This window comes from Yoonia vestfoldensis (assembly GCF_002158905.1).
Taxonomy (GTDB): Bacteria; Pseudomonadota; Alphaproteobacteria; order Rhodobacterales; family Rhodobacteraceae; genus Yoonia; species Yoonia vestfoldensis_B.
This window is the reverse complement of record NZ_CP021431.1, coordinates 1,153,613-1,171,063: the sequence shown is the minus strand read 5'-3', so window position 1 is coordinate 1,171,063 and position 17,451 is coordinate 1,153,613. Positions and strand designations below refer to the sequence as shown.

Genomic DNA, 17,451 nt, shown 5'->3' with positions numbered 1-17,451 from the left:
ATAAAAAGGCCGCCCCGAAAGGCGGCCTTTGTCGTTTCCACGGGGCCTTATTCGCCCAAGGCCTGTTGCAGACGTTCCAGCATTGGCTGCAACAGCGCGGGGCTGTTCTGGGCGGCGGTAACAGCAGAGATCAGCGTGGTCTTTTCCGCCTCGGCCAGATCAGAGCCTGCGATCAGCGCGATGACCTGATCGGCGTTGAAGCCGTCAATCGTCAGCAAATCAACGGTCGCGGGGATGTCATCCACCACGACGTCAGCGGCGGCCGCTTCGGCAGCAGCGGCCTCGGCGGCAGCAGCTTCTGCAGCAGCAGCTTCTGCAGCGGCAGCTTCTGCGGCAGCGGCCTCGGCGGCGGCAGCTTCTGCGGCAGCGGCTTCGGCTTCGGCTTCGGCAGCGGCAGCTTCGGCAGCGGCGGCTTCGGCCTCAGCGGCGGCGGTCGCCCCTGTCAGCACACCGATGGCGGCATTGGGGCTGCGGCCTTCGACGGCATATTGATAGCCGAAAAAGCCCGCAACGGCGAGAATGATCAAGATGGCAAGCGCTCTCATAGGCATGATCCTTATTCAAAATGAACGGGCTGCGTGCAACCCTTGAGGGTAGCACATGTCACAAAGCACACCAATGCGGAAGAACCTGGATTCGCTGAAAATACCTGCGAAACTGCGCGATAGCGGGTTGAAGCGCGGGCCAAGCAGGTTTAGTTTGCCCTGCAGCATTACGCAACAAACAAAGGATCAAGACCATAGGACGCAGACCCCACAACGCGCCACCACAGCGCGAAACCGGCCCAAGGATCAACGAACGGATCAGGGCAGCCGAAATCCGGCTGATCGGTGCAGACGGCGAAAACGTCGGCGTCGTATCGCCAGAACGGGCGATGCAGATGGCCGAAGAGGCCGGGCTTGACCTGGTAGAGATTTCACCGAATGCCGTTCCTCCGGTCTGCAAGATCATGGATTTCGGCAAGTTCAAATACGAGACCCAGAAAAAAGAAGCCGAAGCGCGCAAAAAGCAAAAGATCATCGAGATCAAGGAAATCAAGTTCCGCCCGAACACTGATTCCCACGATTACGAAGTCAAGATGCGCAATGTGTTCAAATTTCTGGAAAACGGCGACAAGGTGAAAATCACCCTGCGTTTCCGTGGTCGGGAAATGGCGCATCAGGAATTGGGACGCCAATTGCTGGAACGCGTGGCCGAGGATACCAAAGAAACCGGCAAGGTCGAAAACTTCCCCAAAATGGAAGGCCGCCAGATGGTCATGCTGATCGGCCCGCTATCAAAGTAGGTCTGCAGGCCGGCCAGCTCTCGGTGTTTGCAGGCAAACACCTGCCGCTTGGAGCATGTTTGCAAGCAAACAAGCGGGAAGGCCGCCAGATGGTCATGCTGATCGGCCCGCTATCAAAGTAGGTCTGCAGGCCGGCCAGCTCTCGGTGTTTGCAGGCAAACACCTGCCGCTTGGAGCATGTTTGCAAGCAAACACGCGGGAAGGTCGCCAGATGGTCATGCTGATCGGCCCGCTGTCAAAGTGATATCCGTAGGATGGGTGATCTCACCCATCCGACCAATGGCAAAAGGGCGGCTCGGTGAGCCGCCCTTTTTCATATTGAAAGCCAGATAGTGCCAAAAAGGTCAGGCCGCGGCGGTCACCGCGCGGCCGGTCATCACCTTGACGAGATGCGCGCGGTAAGCGGGCGAGCCATGCAGATCGCCGATCATCCCGTCGGCATCGACAGACAGGGCGTCCAGCGCCTTGGCAGAGAAATCGGCGGATAGGGCCGCCTCGGCCGCGGACCAGCGGAATACGCCTTCTTCGGACGCGCCGGTCACCGCGACCCGCACCCCATCTGCATATTGCGCCACAAAGACGCCAACCAGCGCGAAACGCGACGCGGGCTGGACGAATTTCATGTAATGCGATTTCTGCGGGATGGGAAAGCGGACCTCGGTAATGACCTCGCCTTCGTCCAGCGCGGTGGTGAACATCCCCTGAAAATAATCATCCGCCGCGATCTGGCGGGTGTTGGTGATGATCACAGCCCCCGTCCCCAAGGCCGCCGCCGGATAGCAGGCGGCGGGGTCGTTATTGGCCAATGATCCGCCAATCGTGCCGCGATTGCGCACGGCGGGGTCACCGATATGGCTGGCCAGATGCGCCAATCCGGGGAAATGCGCCCCAGCCTCGGCTGCGACACGCGCATGGGTCGTCGCCGCCCCGATGCAAAGCGCGCCTTGATCAGACAGGCAGATACCCTGCATCTCGCCGATCGCAGAGAGGCTGACCAGCGTTTCAGGTGCGGCCAGCCGCGCCTTGAGCGTGGGGATCAGCGTCTGCCCCCCGCCCAAAGCCTGCGCCCCATCCGATTGCAGCGCCTTGACCGCATCGGCGATTGTCGATGGTCGTTCGATTTCAAAAGCATACATGCCAAAGCCTCCTTACGCGTTTTGCATGGCATCCCAGACGCGCAGCGGCGTCAGGGGCATGTCGATATGGGTGACGTTCTTGCCCGCCGATTGCAGCGCATCGACCACGGCATTGACGATCGTGGGCGGCGATCCGATTGCCCCCGCCTCGCCACAGCCTTTCACGCCCAAGGGGTTATGCGTGCAAGGCGTGCCATTGGCATGATCCACGGTGTAGAAGGGCAGATCATCGGCGCGCGGCATGGTGTAATCCATATAGCTGGCCGACAAAAGCTGCCCGTCATCATCATAGCGCGCGCCTTCCAGCAGCGCTTGGCCGATGCCCTGGCCCAGACCGCCATGCACCTGCCCCGTCACGATCATCGGGTTCATGATATTGCCGAAATCATCCACCGCGACGAAACGGTCCACGCGCACCTTGCCGGTATCGGGGTCAACCTCGACCTCGCAGGCATAGGCACCCGATGGATAGGTGAAATTGGCGGGATCGTAGAAGGCCGTTTCCTCTAGCCCCGGTTCGATATCCTCAATCGGGAAGTTGTGGGGGATATAGGCCTTGAGCGCGACCTCGCCAAAGCTGACGGATTTGTCGGTGCCTTTGACGGTGAACTGGCCATCCTTGAAATCCACGTCATCGGCGGATGCTTCAAGCATATGGGCCGCAATCTTTTTGGCCTTGGCGATGATCTTTTCGGTCGCGCGCACCATGGCCGATCCGCAGACAGCCAAGGACCGCGACCCATAGGTGCCCATCCCGAAGGGGATTTTCGATGTATCGCCATGCACGATATCCACGCTGGCAGGATCAATCCCCAGCATTTCACCCACGATCTGGGGAAACACGGTTTCATGCCCCTGCCCGTGGCTATGCGCGCCGACCATGACCGACAGATTGCCGGTGGCATTCACCCGCACGGTGGCGGCATCATAAAGCCCCACACGGCTGCCCAGCACGCCGACAAGGTTTGAGGGCGCGATCCCGCAAGCCTCGATATAGGCGTTCACGCCCAGACCGCGCAGCATGCCTTTGGCTTCGCTTTGCTTGCGGCGTGCTTCGAAACCCTGGCGGTCGATATGCTTTTCCAGCGTATCCATCAGCGCATCATAATTGCCGGAATCGTATTCCAGACCGGCCGCACTGGTGAACGGATATTGATCCGGCTTGACGAAATTCTTGCGCCGGATCGCAATCGGGTCGATCCCCAGCTCGCGCGCGGCCTTGTCGATGACGCGTTCGATGGAATAGGTCGCCTCTGGCCGGCCGGCACCGCGATAGGCATCAACGGGGGCAGTATTGGTGAACACGGCTTTGACGTTCACATAGACATTGGGCACGGTGTAATTGCCCGCCATCAGCGTGCCATGCAGGAATGTTGGCGTCGCGGTCGAGAAATTCGACAGATAGGCCCCGACATTCGCCATGGTTTCGGTGCGGAAAGCGATGAAAGTGCCGTCCTTTTCGCAGGCCAGTTCGATTTTCGTCACATGGTCGCGGCCATGCGCATCGGTCAAAAACGCCTCGGTCCGGTCGGCGGTCCATTTCACGGGGCGGCCGATCTTGCGCGCGGCGGCCAGCACGAGGGCTTCTTCGCCATAATGATAGATCTTGGACCCGAAACCGCCGCCCACGTCAGGCGCGATCACGGTCAGTTTGTTTTCGGGGATGCCCATGACAAAGGCCGAGATCAGCAGCCGCGTCAGATGCGGGTTCTGCGAGGTGGTTTGCAGCACATAGCTGTCATTGCCCGCGTCGTAATTGCCGATGGAACAGCGCGGTTCCATCGCATTGGGCACCAGACGGTTGTTGACCAGTTCCAGCGTCGTCACATGCGGGGCTGCCTTGATCGCGGCATCGGTGGCGGCGCGGTTATCCTCGATCCAGCCCCAGTCGAAACATTGGTTGGTTTCGATCTCGTCATGGACGAAATTGTCGCCTTTCAACGCGGCGGCCATATCGACGATGGCGGGCAATTCCTCGATCTCGGCGATGATGGCCTCGGCGGCATTGCGCGCCTGCAATTCGGTTTCGGCAATCACGGCGGCATAGGCGTCACCGACATGGCGCACCTTGCCATGCGCCAGAACCGGGCGTTTGGGTTCCTTCATCGGGGTGCCGTCGCGGCTGTTGATCAGCCAGCCCGCCGGATTGCCGCCGACATCGGCAAAATCCGCGCCGGTAAAGACGGCCAGCACGCCCGGCATGGCCTCGGCCGCCGATGTGTCGATGGATTTGATCACCCCATGCGCCACGGTCGAGCGGCAAAACACAGCCGTTGTCGCACCATAGGCCTTGATATCATCCGTATAATGTCCCGCCCCTGTCAGAAAGCGGACGTCTTCGCGGCGCTTGTCACTGGCACCGATTCCATGATCTTTTGGCATTGAAATTCCTCCCGGTTGGGACGGCGGCAGGATAGCTGCGTCCCCTTGTTCGCGACGATTTATTCTGCGGCGATGGCCGCCACATCCTGACCGGATGCCGCCATGATCGCCTTGACGATATTGTGGTAACCCGTGCAGCGGCAGATATTCCCCTCCAGGTAGCTGCGCACTTCGGCTTCGGTCGGTTTGGGGTTTTCTTTCAGCAGCGCCGCCGCCGACATCACCATGCCCGGCGTGCAGAACCCGCATTGCAACCCGTGATGATCCTGAAACGCCTGCTGGATCACGTTCAGCGACCCGTCCTTGTTGGCCTGCCCCTCGATCGTGGCGACCTCTGCCCCGTCAGCCTCGATGGCAAAGATCGTGCAGGCTTTGACCGCCTGCCCGTTCACATGCACCACGCAGGCCCCGCATTGCGATGTATCACAGCCGACATGGGTGCCTGTCAGACGCAGGTCATTGCGCAGGAAATCCACCAAAAGCGTGCGGCCTTCCACCTCTTTCGTGACGGATTTACCGTTCACGACCATTGCTACAGATGTCATTCGTTCCTCCCGATACATCGTTGCTACCAGCAGAGTTAAGCACGGCTGCCACCACATGAGAACAACGATCTTTCGCTGCTTTGCAGCATCACCCGATCTGGCGGCGCGGCTGCGGGCGGTCGGGTATTTCCTTCAGCAGGCCACCAACCCCCATGGCCGCGATTTCGGCAGGGGTCGGGATGCGCCCGCAGATCACCCGTTCCAGCACCCAATCGGCCCCATTCAGCGCGGGTGAACGCGCGCAGCCCGGCAGCCCGATCACGGGCCTGCCCCGCAGATCGCCCAGAAACAGCAGATTGCCCGGATCGACCGGCATGCCGAATTGGCTGACGCTGCCGCCCGCCGCGCGCAAAGCCGCAGGGCCGACATCGGCGATATCCGAGGTGGCAGAGGCCGTCAGGATGAAAATCACCTCGCCCAAAGCCGCATCAAGAGCAGCAGACAAAGCATTGATTTCATGTGCAACAATGCAGCGATCATCAAGTGTCACATCAAACCGCGCCAAGCGTTTGGCCAGCGCCGCGCGGCCTTTGGCTGTGGGCGGCGTGCCCAGATTCGTCTCGATCAATGTCGCGCGACGATAGCGCGGCGCCAACACGCCCAGCACCGCCTGCGTCGCAGCCGCCCGCGCCACATCCGCCCCCGGCACGGCATAGGAAATGATCTTGATCGTGGCGATCATGTTACCGGCGGCGATGCGGGTATATGGCGGCAGGGTCGCAAGGGTGATCATCGGATTTACCGCGTTAAAGCGGCCAATGGCCGCAGCATCCAGACTGACAATCCCCGCCACATCCGCAAAGAGATTGACGCGACCCGTCGCCGCAGCGCTGGCGCTGACATGATCGCCCGCCAGTGCCGTGGCCAATTGCGCGGCGGCGGTGTTTTCATCCTGATCCCCCGGACCAAGCTGGGCCACCGTGACCTGGTGCAGCCCCGCCGCCTGCAAAGCGGCGATATCGGCGGCATCCAGCACCTTGCCCTTGCGCAAAGGCAAAGCGCCCGCTGTCACGCCATGGGCCAGGATCGCGCCCAGCGCCTCTGCCACGGGAACGGGGCCGAATTTCATGCGCGCCGCCGCAATGTCTGGGTGACCTGCGCCATGATGCTGACCGCGATTTCCGCCGGATGACGCCCGCCGATATCAAGGCCCACGGGGGCATGGATTCGCGCGATATCCGCGTCATTGAACCCCGCCGCCTGCAAGCGCGCGACGCGTTTGGCATGGGTGCGGGTCGATCCCAGACAGCCCAGATAAAACACATCGCTGCGCAGCGCCGTCATGATCGCGGGATCATCCAGTTTGGGATCATGCGTCAGCGTCACGATGGCGGTGCGGGCATCGGGTTTCAGCGCGGCCAGCGCCGCGTCCGGCCAATCCTCGATGATGGTCTCGCCCGGAAAGCGCGCAGCCGATCCAAAGGCCCCGCGCGGGTCGATCAGCACCGGTGCATAGCCACAGGCGCGCGCCATCCCGACCAAGGGCTGCGCGATATGCACAGCCCCCACGATGATCATCCGCAAAGGCGGGTTCTGGATGGTGATGAAACTGCCATCCTCTTGCATCCCCGAACGGTCAAGGCGGAAACACGCGGGCGCATCCGCAGCGGTGATGATCCGGCTGCTGCCTGTCGCCAGATCGGTGGCAAGACCAATGGGACGGGCGGCGGCGCGCGCATCGGCCAAGGCTTGCAGGGTCGCCAGCGTCAGGCCATCCCCCAGAGGCTGGACCAGCACTTTGATCTGCCCGCCACAGGCAAGACCCACGGCAAAGGCCGCGTCATCGCTGATTCCGAAATCAAGGATCGTGTGACCACCCGCCGTGATGGCATCCATGGCAGCCAGAACGACAGCGCCTTCGACGCAGCCGCCCGAGACCGAACCTTCCATCGCGCCATCCGCATCGATGACCAATTGGCTGCCCACCGGGCGCGGGGCAGAGCCCCAGGTCTCGATCACGGTGGCAAGCGCGATTTTGCGGCCCGCCTGCGCCCAGTCCAGCGCAAGAGCTGCGGGATCCTTGGTCATTGCATCACCTCTCTGACGGGCAGCCGTGGCATGGGTCATGACCCATGCAACGCGGCCAGCATCCGGCGTTTTTCCCCGCCATCATCGGGCCGCGACAGCGCCTCGGCCAGTCCGGCCAAGGATGCCACATTATGCGCGGCGCGAAAACTGCTGCAATGCGGCAGCATCTGCGCGATCCCGCGGGCCAGCGGCGCAAAGCCATCCCAGCGCAGCAAGGGGTTCAGCCAGATCAGCTGTGAAAAGCTTAGTTTCATGCGTTCCATTTCCCGGCCCAGATCATGGCTAGTGTCGCGGTCCAGCCCGTCGGTGATCAGCAAGACAACCGCGCCCTGCCCCGCGACACGCCGCGCCCAATCGCGGTTGAAATCATGCAGACAGGCACCGATCCGCGTCCCGCCTTCCCAATCCTGCGCCTGCGCGCCTGCGGCGGCCAATGCCGCATCGACATCACGCCGGCGCATATGGCGGGTGATATTGGTCAGCTGCGTGCCAAAGGTAAAGGCATGGACCTGCGCCCAGCCCTGGCCTTCGCGGTTGGCGACGGCATGGACGAAATGCAGCACGGCGCGCGAATAAGACGACATCGAGCCCGAGATATCGCAGAGCACCACCAGGTTGGGATAGCGGATGCGCTTGCGCGCGCTGGCCAGCTTGCCGATCTCGCCGCCTTGGCGGGCCGCGCGCCGCATCGTCTGTTTCCAATCCGCCAAAGGCCCCGGCAAGGCCTGTCTGCGCCGCGTCAGGATCGGCGGCACCGGCAGGCGCAATGCGGCCAACATCCGCGTCGCCGCCGCCATTTCCGCCGTGCTCATCTGTTCGAAATCAAGTTGGCGCAGCCGTTCCTCGGCCGATGCGGTCTGGCTGGCGTCAATATCGATCTCGATCTCATCCTCGCGGGCCGATGCCTGCGGCGCGGGCGGTTCGCGCCCGTCGAGCAAAGCCTGGGCTGCGCGTTTTTCCGCCGCCTCTGCCCTGCGATCCTCTTGCAGGCCGTGGACCATCGGGGTCAGCAGCGACATCATCTGTTCCATATATTGCGGATCGCGCCAGTAGAGCCGGAACAATTGCGCGAAAATCGCGCTGTCTTCGGGTTTGGACACAAAACAGGCATGCAGCGTCCAATAGAAATCCGCACGCTGCGTGAACCCCGCCACCTGCACCGCGTTGATCGCGTCGATCACCCGGCCGGGGCCGAGTTTCACCCCCGCCTTGCGCAAAGCGCGCGCGAAATGGGTGATATTGCCCGCCAATTTGGGGTCGTCCGGTAAGGCCAGCGGCGCATAGGCTGGGGATTTCACATCCCCAATTTCTTTTGGCCCAGACCCCTGTGGGATATTTCTGCTCGGAAGATGGGAGGTCATGGGGACAGGCTGGCGCGGGCGTCATCAAGGATGCGTTTGGCCTGTGCGTTTTGCAGTTTCTGGATGTCGTCTTGATATTTCAGCAAAGCACCGAGCGTGTCGCTGATCACCTCGGGCGAGAGGTTCACCACATCGAGCGCCAGCAGGCATTTGGCCCAATCGATGGTTTCGGCCACGCCGGGTTTTTTATAAAGATCCTCGTCGCGCAGCCGCTGGACGAAGGAAACGACTTCGGTCGAAAGGGCGGCGCTGGCTTCGGGCGCGCGGGCCTGCAGGATCGCCATTTCGCGGTCGAAATCGGGATAATCAACCCAATGGTAAAGGCAGCGCCGTTTGAGCGCATCATGCACTTCGCGCGTGCGGTTCGACGTCAGGATCACGATAGGGGGCTCAGTTGCCTTGATCGTGCCCAGTTCGGGGATGGTGACCTGGAAATCGGAAAGCGCTTCGAGCAGGAAAGCCTCGAACGGGGCATCGGTGCGGTCAAGCTCGTCGATCAGCAGGATCGGCGCGCCGCCCGATTGCGGGCGCATCGCTTGCAAGAGCGGCCGTTCGATCAGGTAATCTTGGGTGAAGAGTTCGGATTTGAGCGCGTCACGGTCGGCACCGCCCGCTGCCTCGGCGGTGCGGATCGCGATCATCTGTTCGGCGAAATTCCATTCATAGACCGCAGAGGCGGCATCCAGCCCTTCGTAGCATTGCAGCCGGATCAGCCGGCGCCCCAGGCTTTGTGCCAGCGCCTTGGCGATTTCGGTCTTGCCGGTGCCGGCCTCACCTTCGAGAAACAGCGGCCGCCCAAGGCGCAGCGCCAGAAAGACAACCGTCGCCAGCGGCCTGCCGCAGATATAGCCCTGATCGCTCAAGCCGGTTTGCACCGCGTCGATAGTGTCAAATGCCATGTGATCCCCCCTGTCCGCCTATAGCTGCATTCGCCGCGCCCTGCGTCAAGGCATGCATTGCCCCCATCCGCGCGCGGGCTTACACTTTGCCCAAGAAGGAGTCCGCGTCATGAATCAGAATGCCCCCATTTCCGCCACCGGCTTTGGCCCCGACCTTGGCCCGTTCGACTGGTCCGATCCACTGCGTCTGGAGGATCAGCTGACCGAGGATGAACGCATGTTGCGCGATGCCGCGCGCCAGTTTGCCCAGGATAAACTGCAGCCGCGCGTCACCGCCGCCTATCGCGATGCTTTGGTCGAGCCGGAGATTTTCAGCCTGATGGGCGAGGCCGGATTGCTGGGCCTGACGATTCCCGAGGAATATGGCGGGCTGGGCGCGGGCTATGTCACCTATGGTCTTGTCGCGCGCGAGATCGAGCGCGTGGATAGCGGATACCGGTCGATGATGTCGGTGCAATCGTCCTTGGTGATGTATCCGATCCATGCTTACGGGTCCGATGCGCAGCGCGCGAAATATCTGCCCGGCCTGGCGGCGGGGACATTGATCGGCTGTTTCGGGCTGACCGAACCCGATGCCGGGTCCGACCCTGCGGGGATGAAGACCACCGCGAAAAAGACGGCGGGTGGCTATGTGCTGAACGGGTCCAAGATGTGGATCAGCAATGCGCCGATTGCGGATGTTTTCGTGGTCTGGGCCAAATCCGACGCCCATGGCGGCAAGATTCGCGGTTTCGTGCTGGACAAGGGCACCAAGGGCCTGAGCGCGCCCAAGGTCGGTGGCAAGCTGAGCCTGCGCGCATCGGTCACCGGCGAGATCGTGATGGACAATGTCGAGGTCGGCGAAGAGGCGCTGTTGCCCGGTGTGCAGGGGTTGAAGGGGCCGTTTGGCTGTCTGAACCGGGCGCGCTATGGCATTGCCTGGGGCGTGATGGGCGCGGCCGAGGCTTGCTGGCATGCCGCGCGCCAATATGGGCTAGACCGCAAGCAATTCGGCAAGCCCTTGGCGCAGACCCAGCTGTTTCAAAAGAAACTGGCCGATATGCAGACCGAGATCGCCCTTGGCACCCAGGCCGCGTTGCAGCTGGGCCGTTTGATGGAGGCCGGTCGCGCCGCCCCCGAGATGATCAGCTTGATGAAGCGCAACAATTGCGGCAAGGCGCTGGATGTCGCACGCGCGTCGCGTGACATGCATGGTGGCAATGGCATTTCGGAGGATTTCCAGATCATGCGCCATATGGTCAATCTGGAGACGGTGAATACCTATGAAGGCACCCATGATGTGCATGCGTTGATCCTGGGGCGGGCGCAGACCGGGTTGCAGGCGTTTTTCTAGGACGCAGGAAAGGGATGGTCACGGCAATCGCGATTGTGTAATTGCCAGATCATGCCTGACAAGAACCTGACCAGCCTGACACTCCGCCGCCCAGACGACTGGCATCTGCATCTGCGCGATGGCGACATGTTGCGCGCGGTGCTGCCTGAAACGGCGCGCCATTTCGCCCGTGCCATCGTGATGCCCAATCTGGTGCCACCCGTGGTGACGGGTGCGCAGGCCGCGGCCTATCGCGACCGGATCATGGCGGCCCTGCCCGCGGGGATGGAGTTCACCCCGCTGATGACGCTGTATCTGACCGAAGCCACCGACCCAGAGGACGTGCGCGCCGCCCATGCCGCAGGCATTGCCACGGCGGTCAAGCTTTATCCTGCCGGGGCCACGACCAATTCGGCATCGGGCGTGCGCGATTTCGAAAAGGTCCGCCCGGTGCTAGAGGTGATGGCCGAGATCGGCATGCCGCTTTGCGTGCATGGCGAGGTCACCAGCCATGATATCGACATTTTTGACCGCGAAGCCGTGTTCATCGACAAGATCCTGAACCCGCTGCGCAAGAAAGTGCCTGATCTGCGGGTGGTGATGGAACATGTCACCACGCAGGATGCGGTCGATTACGTCCGCGACAACCCCAAGAACCTGGCCGCCACGATCACCACGCATCACCTGATCATCAACCGCAACCATATTCTGGCCGGCGGGATCAAACCGCATTTCTATTGCCTGCCGGTCGCCAAACGGGAAACGCACCGGATTGCCTTGGTGCAGGCGGCGGTTTCGGGGGATAAACGCTTTTTCCTTGGCACCGATAGCGCGCCGCATACCGATGGTGCCAAGCTGCAAAGCTGCGGCTGTGCGGGGATTTTCACCGCGACCAATACGATGTCCTGCCTGGCCGAGGTGTTTGATGTTGCCGGGGCTTTGAAAAAGCTGGAGGCTTTCACCTCTTTGAATGGTCCGCTGTTTTATGGGCTGCCCCCCAATGAGGCGACGATCACCCTGACCAAGGGCGATCCTGTCCCCTATCCGGACCGGATCGACACCGCCGAAGGGCCAGTGACCCTGTTCGACCCCGGTTTCGATCTGCACTGGCGCGTGACGGGCTAAGGCCCGGCGCGTCCCGCGCGGGGGATATTTATACTCGGAAGATGTGAAAGAGACTGCCATGATCCCCTCATCCTATCCTGACAAGGCTGAAATCGCGCGGCTGAGCGCGGGCATGCTGCTCGAAATCGGCGCGATCACCTTTAATGCGCGCGCGCCGTTCACCCATGCGTCGGGCAAGAAGGCACCGACCTATGTCGATTGCCGCAAGCTGATTTCATTCCCGCGTATCCGGTCCACATTGATGGATTTTCTGTCGGTGACCATCATGCGCGAGGCAGGGTTCGAGGCCTTTGATAATATCGCAGGCGGCGAAACGGCGGGCATTCCCTTTGCTGCGCTGGTCGCCGAACGGATGGCGCTGCCGATGAGCTATGTGCGCAAAAAGCCCAAAGGTTACGGGCGCAACGCCCGGATCGAAGGTGTGATGACCGAAGGCCAGCGCGTGCTGCTGGTCGAGGATCTGACCACCGATGGCGGATCGAAACTGTCCTTTGTCGATGCGATCCGCGAGACCGGTGCCACCTGTTCCGCCACGGCGGTGATTTTCTATTACGGCATTTTCGAGGGTGTCGAAAAAACCCTGGCCGATCACGGCGTGCAATTGCTGCATCTGTGCACCTGGTGGGATGTGCTGGCAGAGGCCAAGGCGCGCGGCGCTTATGATGCCGAGACGCTGGCCGCGGTCGAGGCCTATTTGCGCGATCCGGCGGGCTGGCAGGCTTCCGCCTAAGCTTATCCACAGGCGGCGGCGAAAGAATCACGGACGCGCCATATCTGGTCTGCCTGCCTGCGGCCCATGCTGCATATGGGGGGCCGCGCGCGGGTGGCCGCGTTATGCACGGGCTTATCCTGCCTTTCATCCACAAAGTTATACAAGGTGAACTCTGCGCCAAGGCCTGCTATGACACTGCGACATGCGAGGTAAGAGATGAACGAAATAGCGACCTTCAATGCGTCCGGCCCCACCGAGACCAGTGTCGATCTGATGCCGCATTCCATCGAGGCTGAACAACAGCTTCTGGGGGCGATCCTGACCAATAACGATATTTTCGACCGGGTCGCCGCGATCATCGGGCCGAAACATTTCTATGATCCCGTCCATGCCCGGATTTTCGAAACCGCCGCCAGCCGGATTTCCAAGAATGCTTTGGCCAGCCCGGTCACGCTCAAGACCTTTCTGGAGGATGACGAGGGGCTGAAGGAATTGGGCGGGCCGGCCTATCTGGCGCGGCTGGCGGGGGCTGCGATTTCGGCCTTTGCCGCGCGGGATTATGCGCAGATGATCTATGATCTGGCGGTGCGCCGCGAATTGATCCAGGTCGGGCGCAGCATTGCCGACAAGGCCGCCAAGATCGATGTCGATAGCGAACCCAAGGACCAGATCGTCGAGGCGGAACAGGCGCTTTATGCGCTGGCCGAACAGGGCACGACCGATCAGGGGTTCCAATCCTTTCTGCGCGCCGTCACCGATGCCGTGAACGTCGCCAATGCCGCCTATCAGCGCGAGGGGGGCCTTGCGGGTGTCTCCACCGGGCTGATCGATCTGGACAAGAAACTGGGGGGTTTGCACAAATCCGACCTTCTGATCCTGGCGGGCCGTCCGTCGATGGGCAAGACCTCGCTTGCGACCAATATCGCGTTCAACGTGGCCAAGGCCTATAAGAAAGGCATTCTGCCCGATGGCACCGAAGGCGCGGTCGATGGCGGCGTCGTGGGCTTTTATTCGCTGGAAATGAGCGCCGAACAGCTGGCCGCGCGGATCCTGTCGGAAGCGGCCGAAGTCCCTTCTGAACAGATCCGCCGTGGCGACATGACCGAAGCCGAATTCCGCCGTTTCGTCGATGCCGCCAAATCGCTGGAAGCCTGCCCTTTGTTCATCGACGACACCCCTGCCCTGCCGATTGCGCAGCTGGCCGCGCGTGCTCGCCGGCTGAAACGCACCCATGGGCTGGATGTGCTGATGGTGGATTATCTGCAGCTGGTGCGCGGCACCGGCCGGTCGGAAAACCGCGTCAACGAGATTTCCGAGATCACCATGGGCCTGAAGGCCATCGCCAAGGAATTGAACATCCCCGTGGTCGCCCTGTCGCAGCTGTCGCGTCAGGTCGAAAGCCGCGAGGACAAGCGCCCGCAGCTGTCGGACCTGCGCGAATCCGGCTCGATCGAGCAGGACGCCGATGTGGTGATGTTCGTGTTCCGCGAAGAATATTACAAGGAACGCGAAAAGCCGGGCGATCACGAGATGGAAAAGATGGCCGCCTGGCAGGAAGAAATGGAACGCCTGCATGGCAAGGCCGAGGTCGTGATCGGCAAGCAGCGGCACGGGCCCATCGGGACGGTGGATCTAAGCTTTGAAGGCCGTTTCACCCGCTTTGGCAATCTGGTCAAACCCTGGCAGCAAGGCGGCGAGCAGCAGTTCTAGGGGCGCTCTGCGCATCCGCTCTTGCCGCCTCTTGCTGGCCCTGCCAAAAGGAGCCTCATGAGCACCGGACGCCTGACCATCGATCTTGACGCTGTCGTCGCCAATTGGCGCGCGCTGGACGCCATGACCACTTGCAAGACCGCCGCCGTGATCAAGGCCAATGGCTATGGTCTGGGCTCGGTCACGATCGCCAAGGCGCTGTTCAAGGCGGGCGTGCGCCAGTTTTTCGTCGCCGTCGCCGAAGAGGCCGCACCGATCCGCGCCGAATTGGGCCCGCGCCCCGAAATCAATGTCTTTTCAGGACATATGAAAGGCGACACCACCGCGATCCGTGATCTGAACCTGACGCCCATGCTGAATTCCGTGGACCAGCTGACGCATCATTTTGAAACCCTGCCCGGCCATCCGTTCGGCATCCAGCTTGACACCGGGATGAACCGCTTGGGTCTTGAAATGCAGGAATGGGCGGCGATTGCCGGGCTGGCGCTGGACCAGAACCCGACCTTGGTCATGAGCCATCTGGCCTGTGCGGATGAACCTGATCATCCGATGAACCCGCATCAATTGGAAAATTTCCGCATGATGACGGACGGGATCGGCGTGCCACGGTCACTGGCGGCGACGGGCGGTATCTTGCTGGGGCCAGACTATCATTTTGACCTGACCCGTCCGGGTATCGGGCTTTATGGGGCCGAACCTTTTGCGCAGGGCAGCCCTGTCATTGAACTGGAATTCCCGGTCGTACAGATCCGCGATGTCGCGCAGGGCGAGGTCGTGGGCTATGGCAATAGCTGGCAGGCGGAACGCGCCTCGCGGATTGCGACGATTTCGGGGGGGTATGCCGATGGCGTGATCCGGTCGCTGTCTGACCGGGCGGTGTTTTATCATGACAAGACACCGTGCAAATTGGTGGGCCGGGTGTCGATGGATCTGATCACCGTCGATGTGACCGACCTGCCCGAGGATCCCAAGGCGCTGTCGCTGATCTGCGCGGAACAAAGCGTCGATGATCTGGCGCGCCGCGCGGGCACCATTGGCTATGAATTGCTGACGCAGCTGGGCGGGCGCTATACCCGCCGGATTTATGGCAAGTGAATGCGCCAAGCGCTGGTCATCACCAACCTGTCGCTGCTGATCCTGTTTCCTGTCGCCTGGTTTGCGCCGCTGTTGCGGGCAGGGCTGTTGCCGATGTTCGGCATGTTTGAAATCTCGGTCGTCACCGGGCTGCAATCTTTGTGGGGCAGTGACATTGCATTGGCCTTGATGGTCACGCTGCTGGCGGTCTTTCTGCCCTATCTGAAAACCATCGGGCTGGCGCTGGTACATTTCGGCCTGCTGGCCGACCGGGCGCTGCCGGTGCTGACATGGCTGGGCAAGCTGGCCATGGCCGATGTGTTTCTGATCGCGCTTTATATCGTGGCGTTCAAAAGCATGGGGCTGGGGCGGGTCGAAACCGCTTGGGGCCTTTATCTGTTCACCGCCTGCGTTCTGGCCTCGATCCTGATCTCGGGGCTGACGGCGCGCGATGGGTTGCATGGCAGGCCCGATAAGGCCAAAAGCTGAACATGGCCAAAGACCTTTCCTTTAGCTGTTCTGCATGTGGGGCCGCCTATTCCAAATGGTCGGGCCAATGCGATGCCTGTCAATCCTGGAATACGATCACCGAAAACAAGGCTTTGGCCAGCGGCCCCAAGGGCAAATCCTTGGGTGCGATGCGCGGCAAGCCCATCGCGCTGATTGATCTGGACACGCATGAACCCGAACCGCCGCGCACCCAGGCCGGCGTGGCCGAACTTGACCGCGTGCTGGGCGGCGGGCTGGTCAAAGCCTCGGCCCTGCTGGTAGGCGGTGACCCGGGCATCGGCAAATCCACGCTTTTGTTGCAGGCCGCGGCACGGTTCGCGCGCAACGGGCTGAAGGTCATCTATATTTCGGGCGAGGAATCGACCGCACAGGTGCAGATGCGCGCCCGCCGTCTGGGGCTGGAAAAAAGCCCTGTCCGGCTGGCGTCCGAGACCAACCTGCGCGACATCCTGACCACGCTGGAGGCCGAAAAACCCGATCTGGCGATCATCGATTCGATCCAGACAATGTGGGCGGATCATGTCGAAAGCGCGCCGGGCAGCGTCAGCCAGGTCCGATCATCAGCGCATGAATTGACCACATTCGCCAAGCGCAACGGCATGTCCGTCGTCATGGTCGGCCATGTCACCAAGGACGGCAGCATCGCCGGCCCGCGCGTCGTGGAACATATGGTCGATACCGTCTTGTATTTCGAGGGCGAGCGCGGCCATCAATTCCGCATCCTGCGCGCCGTGAAAAACCGCTTTGGCCCGGCGGATGAAATCGGCGTGTTCGAGATGACAGGCAAGGGGCTGGCCGAGGTCAAGAATCCCTCGGCGCTGTTCTTGTCCGAACGCGGCGCGCCTGCCCCCGGGTCGGTCGTGTTCGCGGGGATCGAAGGCAGCCGCCCGATGCTCTGCGAGATCCAGGCGCTTGTTGCACCCTCGCCACACAGCCAGCCGCGCCGGTCGGTCGTCGGCTGGGATGGCGGGCGGCTGGCGATGATCCTTGCGGTGCTGGAATCGCGCTGCGGTGTGCCCTTCACCGGCTTGGACGTTTACCTGAATGTTGCCGGGGGGTTGCGGATTTCCGAACCGGCGGCGGACCTCGCCGTGGCGGCAGCGCTTGTCTCTGCGCGCGAGGATGCGGCAGTGCCATCTGACGCCGTCATCTTTGGGGAAATCAGCCTATCGGGCGCATTGCGCCCGGTGGTGCAGACCGAAAATAGATTGAAAGAGGCCGAGAAACTTGGTTTTACCTCTGCGATCAGCCCCCGACAGGCCAAACAGGTCGCGGTGCAGGGGATAAATCTGCGCCAAGCCCATGATTTGGCCGCATTTGTAGAAGACGTATTTGGCGCGCGGTAATGCGCCACTGGCAGGAGAAGACGGAG

General features: G+C 61.7%; 16 protein-coding genes. 8 read left to right on the top strand and 8 right to left on the bottom strand.

Annotation, left to right across the window (positions count from 1 at the left end):
* Window positions 1–47 precede the first annotated feature (47 nt).
* The gene (locus LOKVESSMR4R_RS20100) at window positions 48–545 is read right to left on the bottom strand and encodes a hypothetical protein (RefSeq protein WP_157898148.1); all 498 of its coding nucleotides are present in this window, start codon (window positions 543–545) and stop codon (window positions 48–50) included.
* 194 nt (window positions 546–739) lie between these two features.
* On the opposite strand from LOKVESSMR4R_RS20100, the gene infC reads away from it, so the two are divergent.
* The gene (gene infC, locus LOKVESSMR4R_RS05735; protein WP_157898297.1) at window positions 740–1,285 is read left to right on the top strand and encodes a translation initiation factor IF-3; all 546 of its coding nucleotides are present in this window, start codon (window positions 740–742) and stop codon (window positions 1,283–1,285) included.
* Window positions 1,286–1,629: 344 nt separating this feature from the next.
* Here infC and LOKVESSMR4R_RS05725 read toward each other — a convergent pair whose 3' ends face one another.
* The 7 genes from LOKVESSMR4R_RS05725 to LOKVESSMR4R_RS05695 form a co-directional block, all read right to left on the bottom strand.
* Window positions 1,630–2,421, bottom strand: coding sequence for an FAD binding domain-containing protein (locus LOKVESSMR4R_RS05725; protein ID WP_087206695.1), 792 nt, complete (start codon window positions 2,419–2,421; stop codon window positions 1,630–1,632).
* Between the two features lie 12 nt (window positions 2,422–2,433).
* Entirely contained in the window at window positions 2,434–4,803 is a 2,370-nt protein-coding gene (locus tag LOKVESSMR4R_RS05720) for a xanthine dehydrogenase family protein molybdopterin-binding subunit (RefSeq protein WP_087206694.1), read from the bottom strand.
* Window positions 4,804–4,862: 59 nt separating this feature from the next.
* Window positions 4,863–5,348, bottom strand: a complete 486-nt coding sequence (locus tag LOKVESSMR4R_RS05715) for a (2Fe-2S)-binding protein (RefSeq protein WP_087206693.1) — start codon at window positions 5,346–5,348, stop codon at window positions 4,863–4,865.
* Window positions 5,349–5,436: 88 nt separating this feature from the next.
* Window positions 5,437–6,417, bottom strand: a complete 981-nt coding sequence (locus LOKVESSMR4R_RS05710) for a molybdopterin-binding protein (RefSeq protein WP_087206692.1) — start codon at window positions 6,415–6,417, stop codon at window positions 5,437–5,439.
* Window positions 6,414–7,376 (bottom strand): XdhC family protein, encoded by a 963-nt coding sequence (locus LOKVESSMR4R_RS05705; protein ID WP_087206691.1) that lies wholly within the window; start codon window positions 7,374–7,376, stop codon window positions 6,414–6,416. Before LOKVESSMR4R_RS05705 ends, LOKVESSMR4R_RS05710 begins: the two co-directional genes overlap by 4 nt.
* Before the next feature lie 35 nt (window positions 7,377–7,411).
* Entirely contained in the window at window positions 7,412–8,674 is a 1,263-nt protein-coding gene (locus tag LOKVESSMR4R_RS05700) for a vWA domain-containing protein (RefSeq protein ID WP_087212692.1), read from the bottom strand.
* A gap of 59 nt (window positions 8,675–8,733) precedes the next feature.
* On the bottom strand, window positions 8,734–9,636 hold the full coding sequence (locus LOKVESSMR4R_RS05695; RefSeq protein WP_087206690.1) for an AAA family ATPase: 903 nt from the start codon (window positions 9,634–9,636) through the stop codon (window positions 8,734–8,736).
* A 109-nt stretch (window positions 9,637–9,745) separates the two neighbouring features.
* Here LOKVESSMR4R_RS05695 and LOKVESSMR4R_RS05690 point away from each other — a divergent pair, with 109 nt between their 5' ends.
* From LOKVESSMR4R_RS05690 to radA, 7 genes are all read left to right on the top strand, one after another.
* Window positions 9,746–10,969 carry an acyl-CoA dehydrogenase gene (locus tag LOKVESSMR4R_RS05690; RefSeq protein WP_087206689.1) on the top strand — a complete coding sequence of 408 codons (1,224 nt, stop codon included), beginning with the start codon at window positions 9,746–9,748 and terminating at the stop codon, window positions 10,967–10,969.
* A gap of 51 nt (window positions 10,970–11,020) precedes the next feature.
* Window positions 11,021–12,073, top strand: coding sequence for a dihydroorotase (gene pyrC / locus LOKVESSMR4R_RS05685; RefSeq protein WP_087206688.1), 1,053 nt, complete (start codon window positions 11,021–11,023; stop codon window positions 12,071–12,073).
* A 58-nt stretch (window positions 12,074–12,131) separates the two neighbouring features.
* A complete protein-coding gene (locus LOKVESSMR4R_RS05680) occupies window positions 12,132–12,803 on the top strand; it encodes an orotate phosphoribosyltransferase (RefSeq protein ID WP_087206687.1) in 672 nt (223 codons plus the stop codon).
* Window positions 12,804–13,001: 198 nt separating this feature from the next.
* Window positions 13,002–14,495: a replicative DNA helicase gene (locus LOKVESSMR4R_RS05675; protein WP_087206686.1), complete on the top strand. Its 1,494-nt coding sequence runs from the start codon at window positions 13,002–13,004 to the stop codon at window positions 14,493–14,495.
* Window positions 14,496–14,552: 57 nt separating this feature from the next.
* Window positions 14,553–15,590 (top strand): alanine racemase, encoded by a 1,038-nt coding sequence (gene alr, locus LOKVESSMR4R_RS05670; protein WP_087206685.1) that lies wholly within the window; start codon window positions 14,553–14,555, stop codon window positions 15,588–15,590.
* A complete protein-coding gene (locus LOKVESSMR4R_RS05665; RefSeq protein ID WP_087206684.1) occupies window positions 15,591–16,058 on the top strand; it encodes a paraquat-inducible protein A in 468 nt (155 codons plus the stop codon).
* Window positions 16,059–16,060: 2 nt separating this feature from the next.
* Window positions 16,061–17,425 carry a DNA repair protein RadA gene (gene radA / locus LOKVESSMR4R_RS05660; protein WP_087206683.1) on the top strand — a complete coding sequence of 455 codons (1,365 nt, stop codon included), beginning with the start codon at window positions 16,061–16,063 and terminating at the stop codon, window positions 17,423–17,425.
* The last annotated feature ends 26 nt before the right edge of the window (window positions 17,426–17,451 follow it).

Bases quoted from the DNA above. Each gene is read 5' to 3' on its own strand.
- LOKVESSMR4R_RS20100 (WP_157898148.1), bottom strand. From the start codon at position 545: ATGAGAGCGCTTGCCATCTTGATCATTCTCGCCGTTGCGGGCTTTTTC.
- LOKVESSMR4R_RS05725 (WP_087206695.1), bottom strand. From the start codon at position 2,421: ATGTATGCTTTTGAAATCGAACGACCATCGACAATCGCCGATGCGGTC.
- LOKVESSMR4R_RS05720 (WP_087206694.1), bottom strand. From the start codon at position 4,803: ATGCCAAAAGATCATGGAATCGGTGCCAGTGACAAGCGCCGCGAAGAC.
- LOKVESSMR4R_RS05715 (WP_087206693.1), bottom strand. From the start codon at position 5,348: ATGACATCTGTAGCAATGGTCGTGAACGGTAAATCCGTCACGAAAGAG.
- LOKVESSMR4R_RS05710 (WP_087206692.1), bottom strand. From the start codon at position 6,417: ATGAAATTCGGCCCCGTTCCCGTGGCAGAGGCGCTGGGCGCGATCCTG.
- LOKVESSMR4R_RS05705 (WP_087206691.1), bottom strand. From the start codon at position 7,376: ATGACCAAGGATCCCGCAGCTCTTGCGCTGGACTGGGCGCAGGCGGGC.
- LOKVESSMR4R_RS05695 (WP_087206690.1), bottom strand. From the start codon at position 9,636: ATGGCATTTGACACTATCGACGCGGTGCAAACCGGCTTGAGCGATCAG.
- LOKVESSMR4R_RS05690 (WP_087206689.1), top strand. From the start codon at position 9,746: ATGAATCAGAATGCCCCCATTTCCGCCACCGGCTTTGGCCCCGACCTT.
- pyrC (WP_087206688.1), top strand. From the start codon at position 11,021: ATGCCTGACAAGAACCTGACCAGCCTGACACTCCGCCGCCCAGACGAC.
- LOKVESSMR4R_RS05680 (WP_087206687.1), top strand. From the start codon at position 12,132: ATGATCCCCTCATCCTATCCTGACAAGGCTGAAATCGCGCGGCTGAGC.
- LOKVESSMR4R_RS05675 (WP_087206686.1), top strand. From the start codon at position 13,002: ATGAACGAAATAGCGACCTTCAATGCGTCCGGCCCCACCGAGACCAGT.
- alr (WP_087206685.1), top strand. From the start codon at position 14,553: ATGAGCACCGGACGCCTGACCATCGATCTTGACGCTGTCGTCGCCAAT.
- LOKVESSMR4R_RS05665 (WP_087206684.1), top strand. From the start codon at position 15,591: ATGCGCCAAGCGCTGGTCATCACCAACCTGTCGCTGCTGATCCTGTTT.
- radA (WP_087206683.1), top strand. From the start codon at position 16,061: ATGGCCAAAGACCTTTCCTTTAGCTGTTCTGCATGTGGGGCCGCCTAT.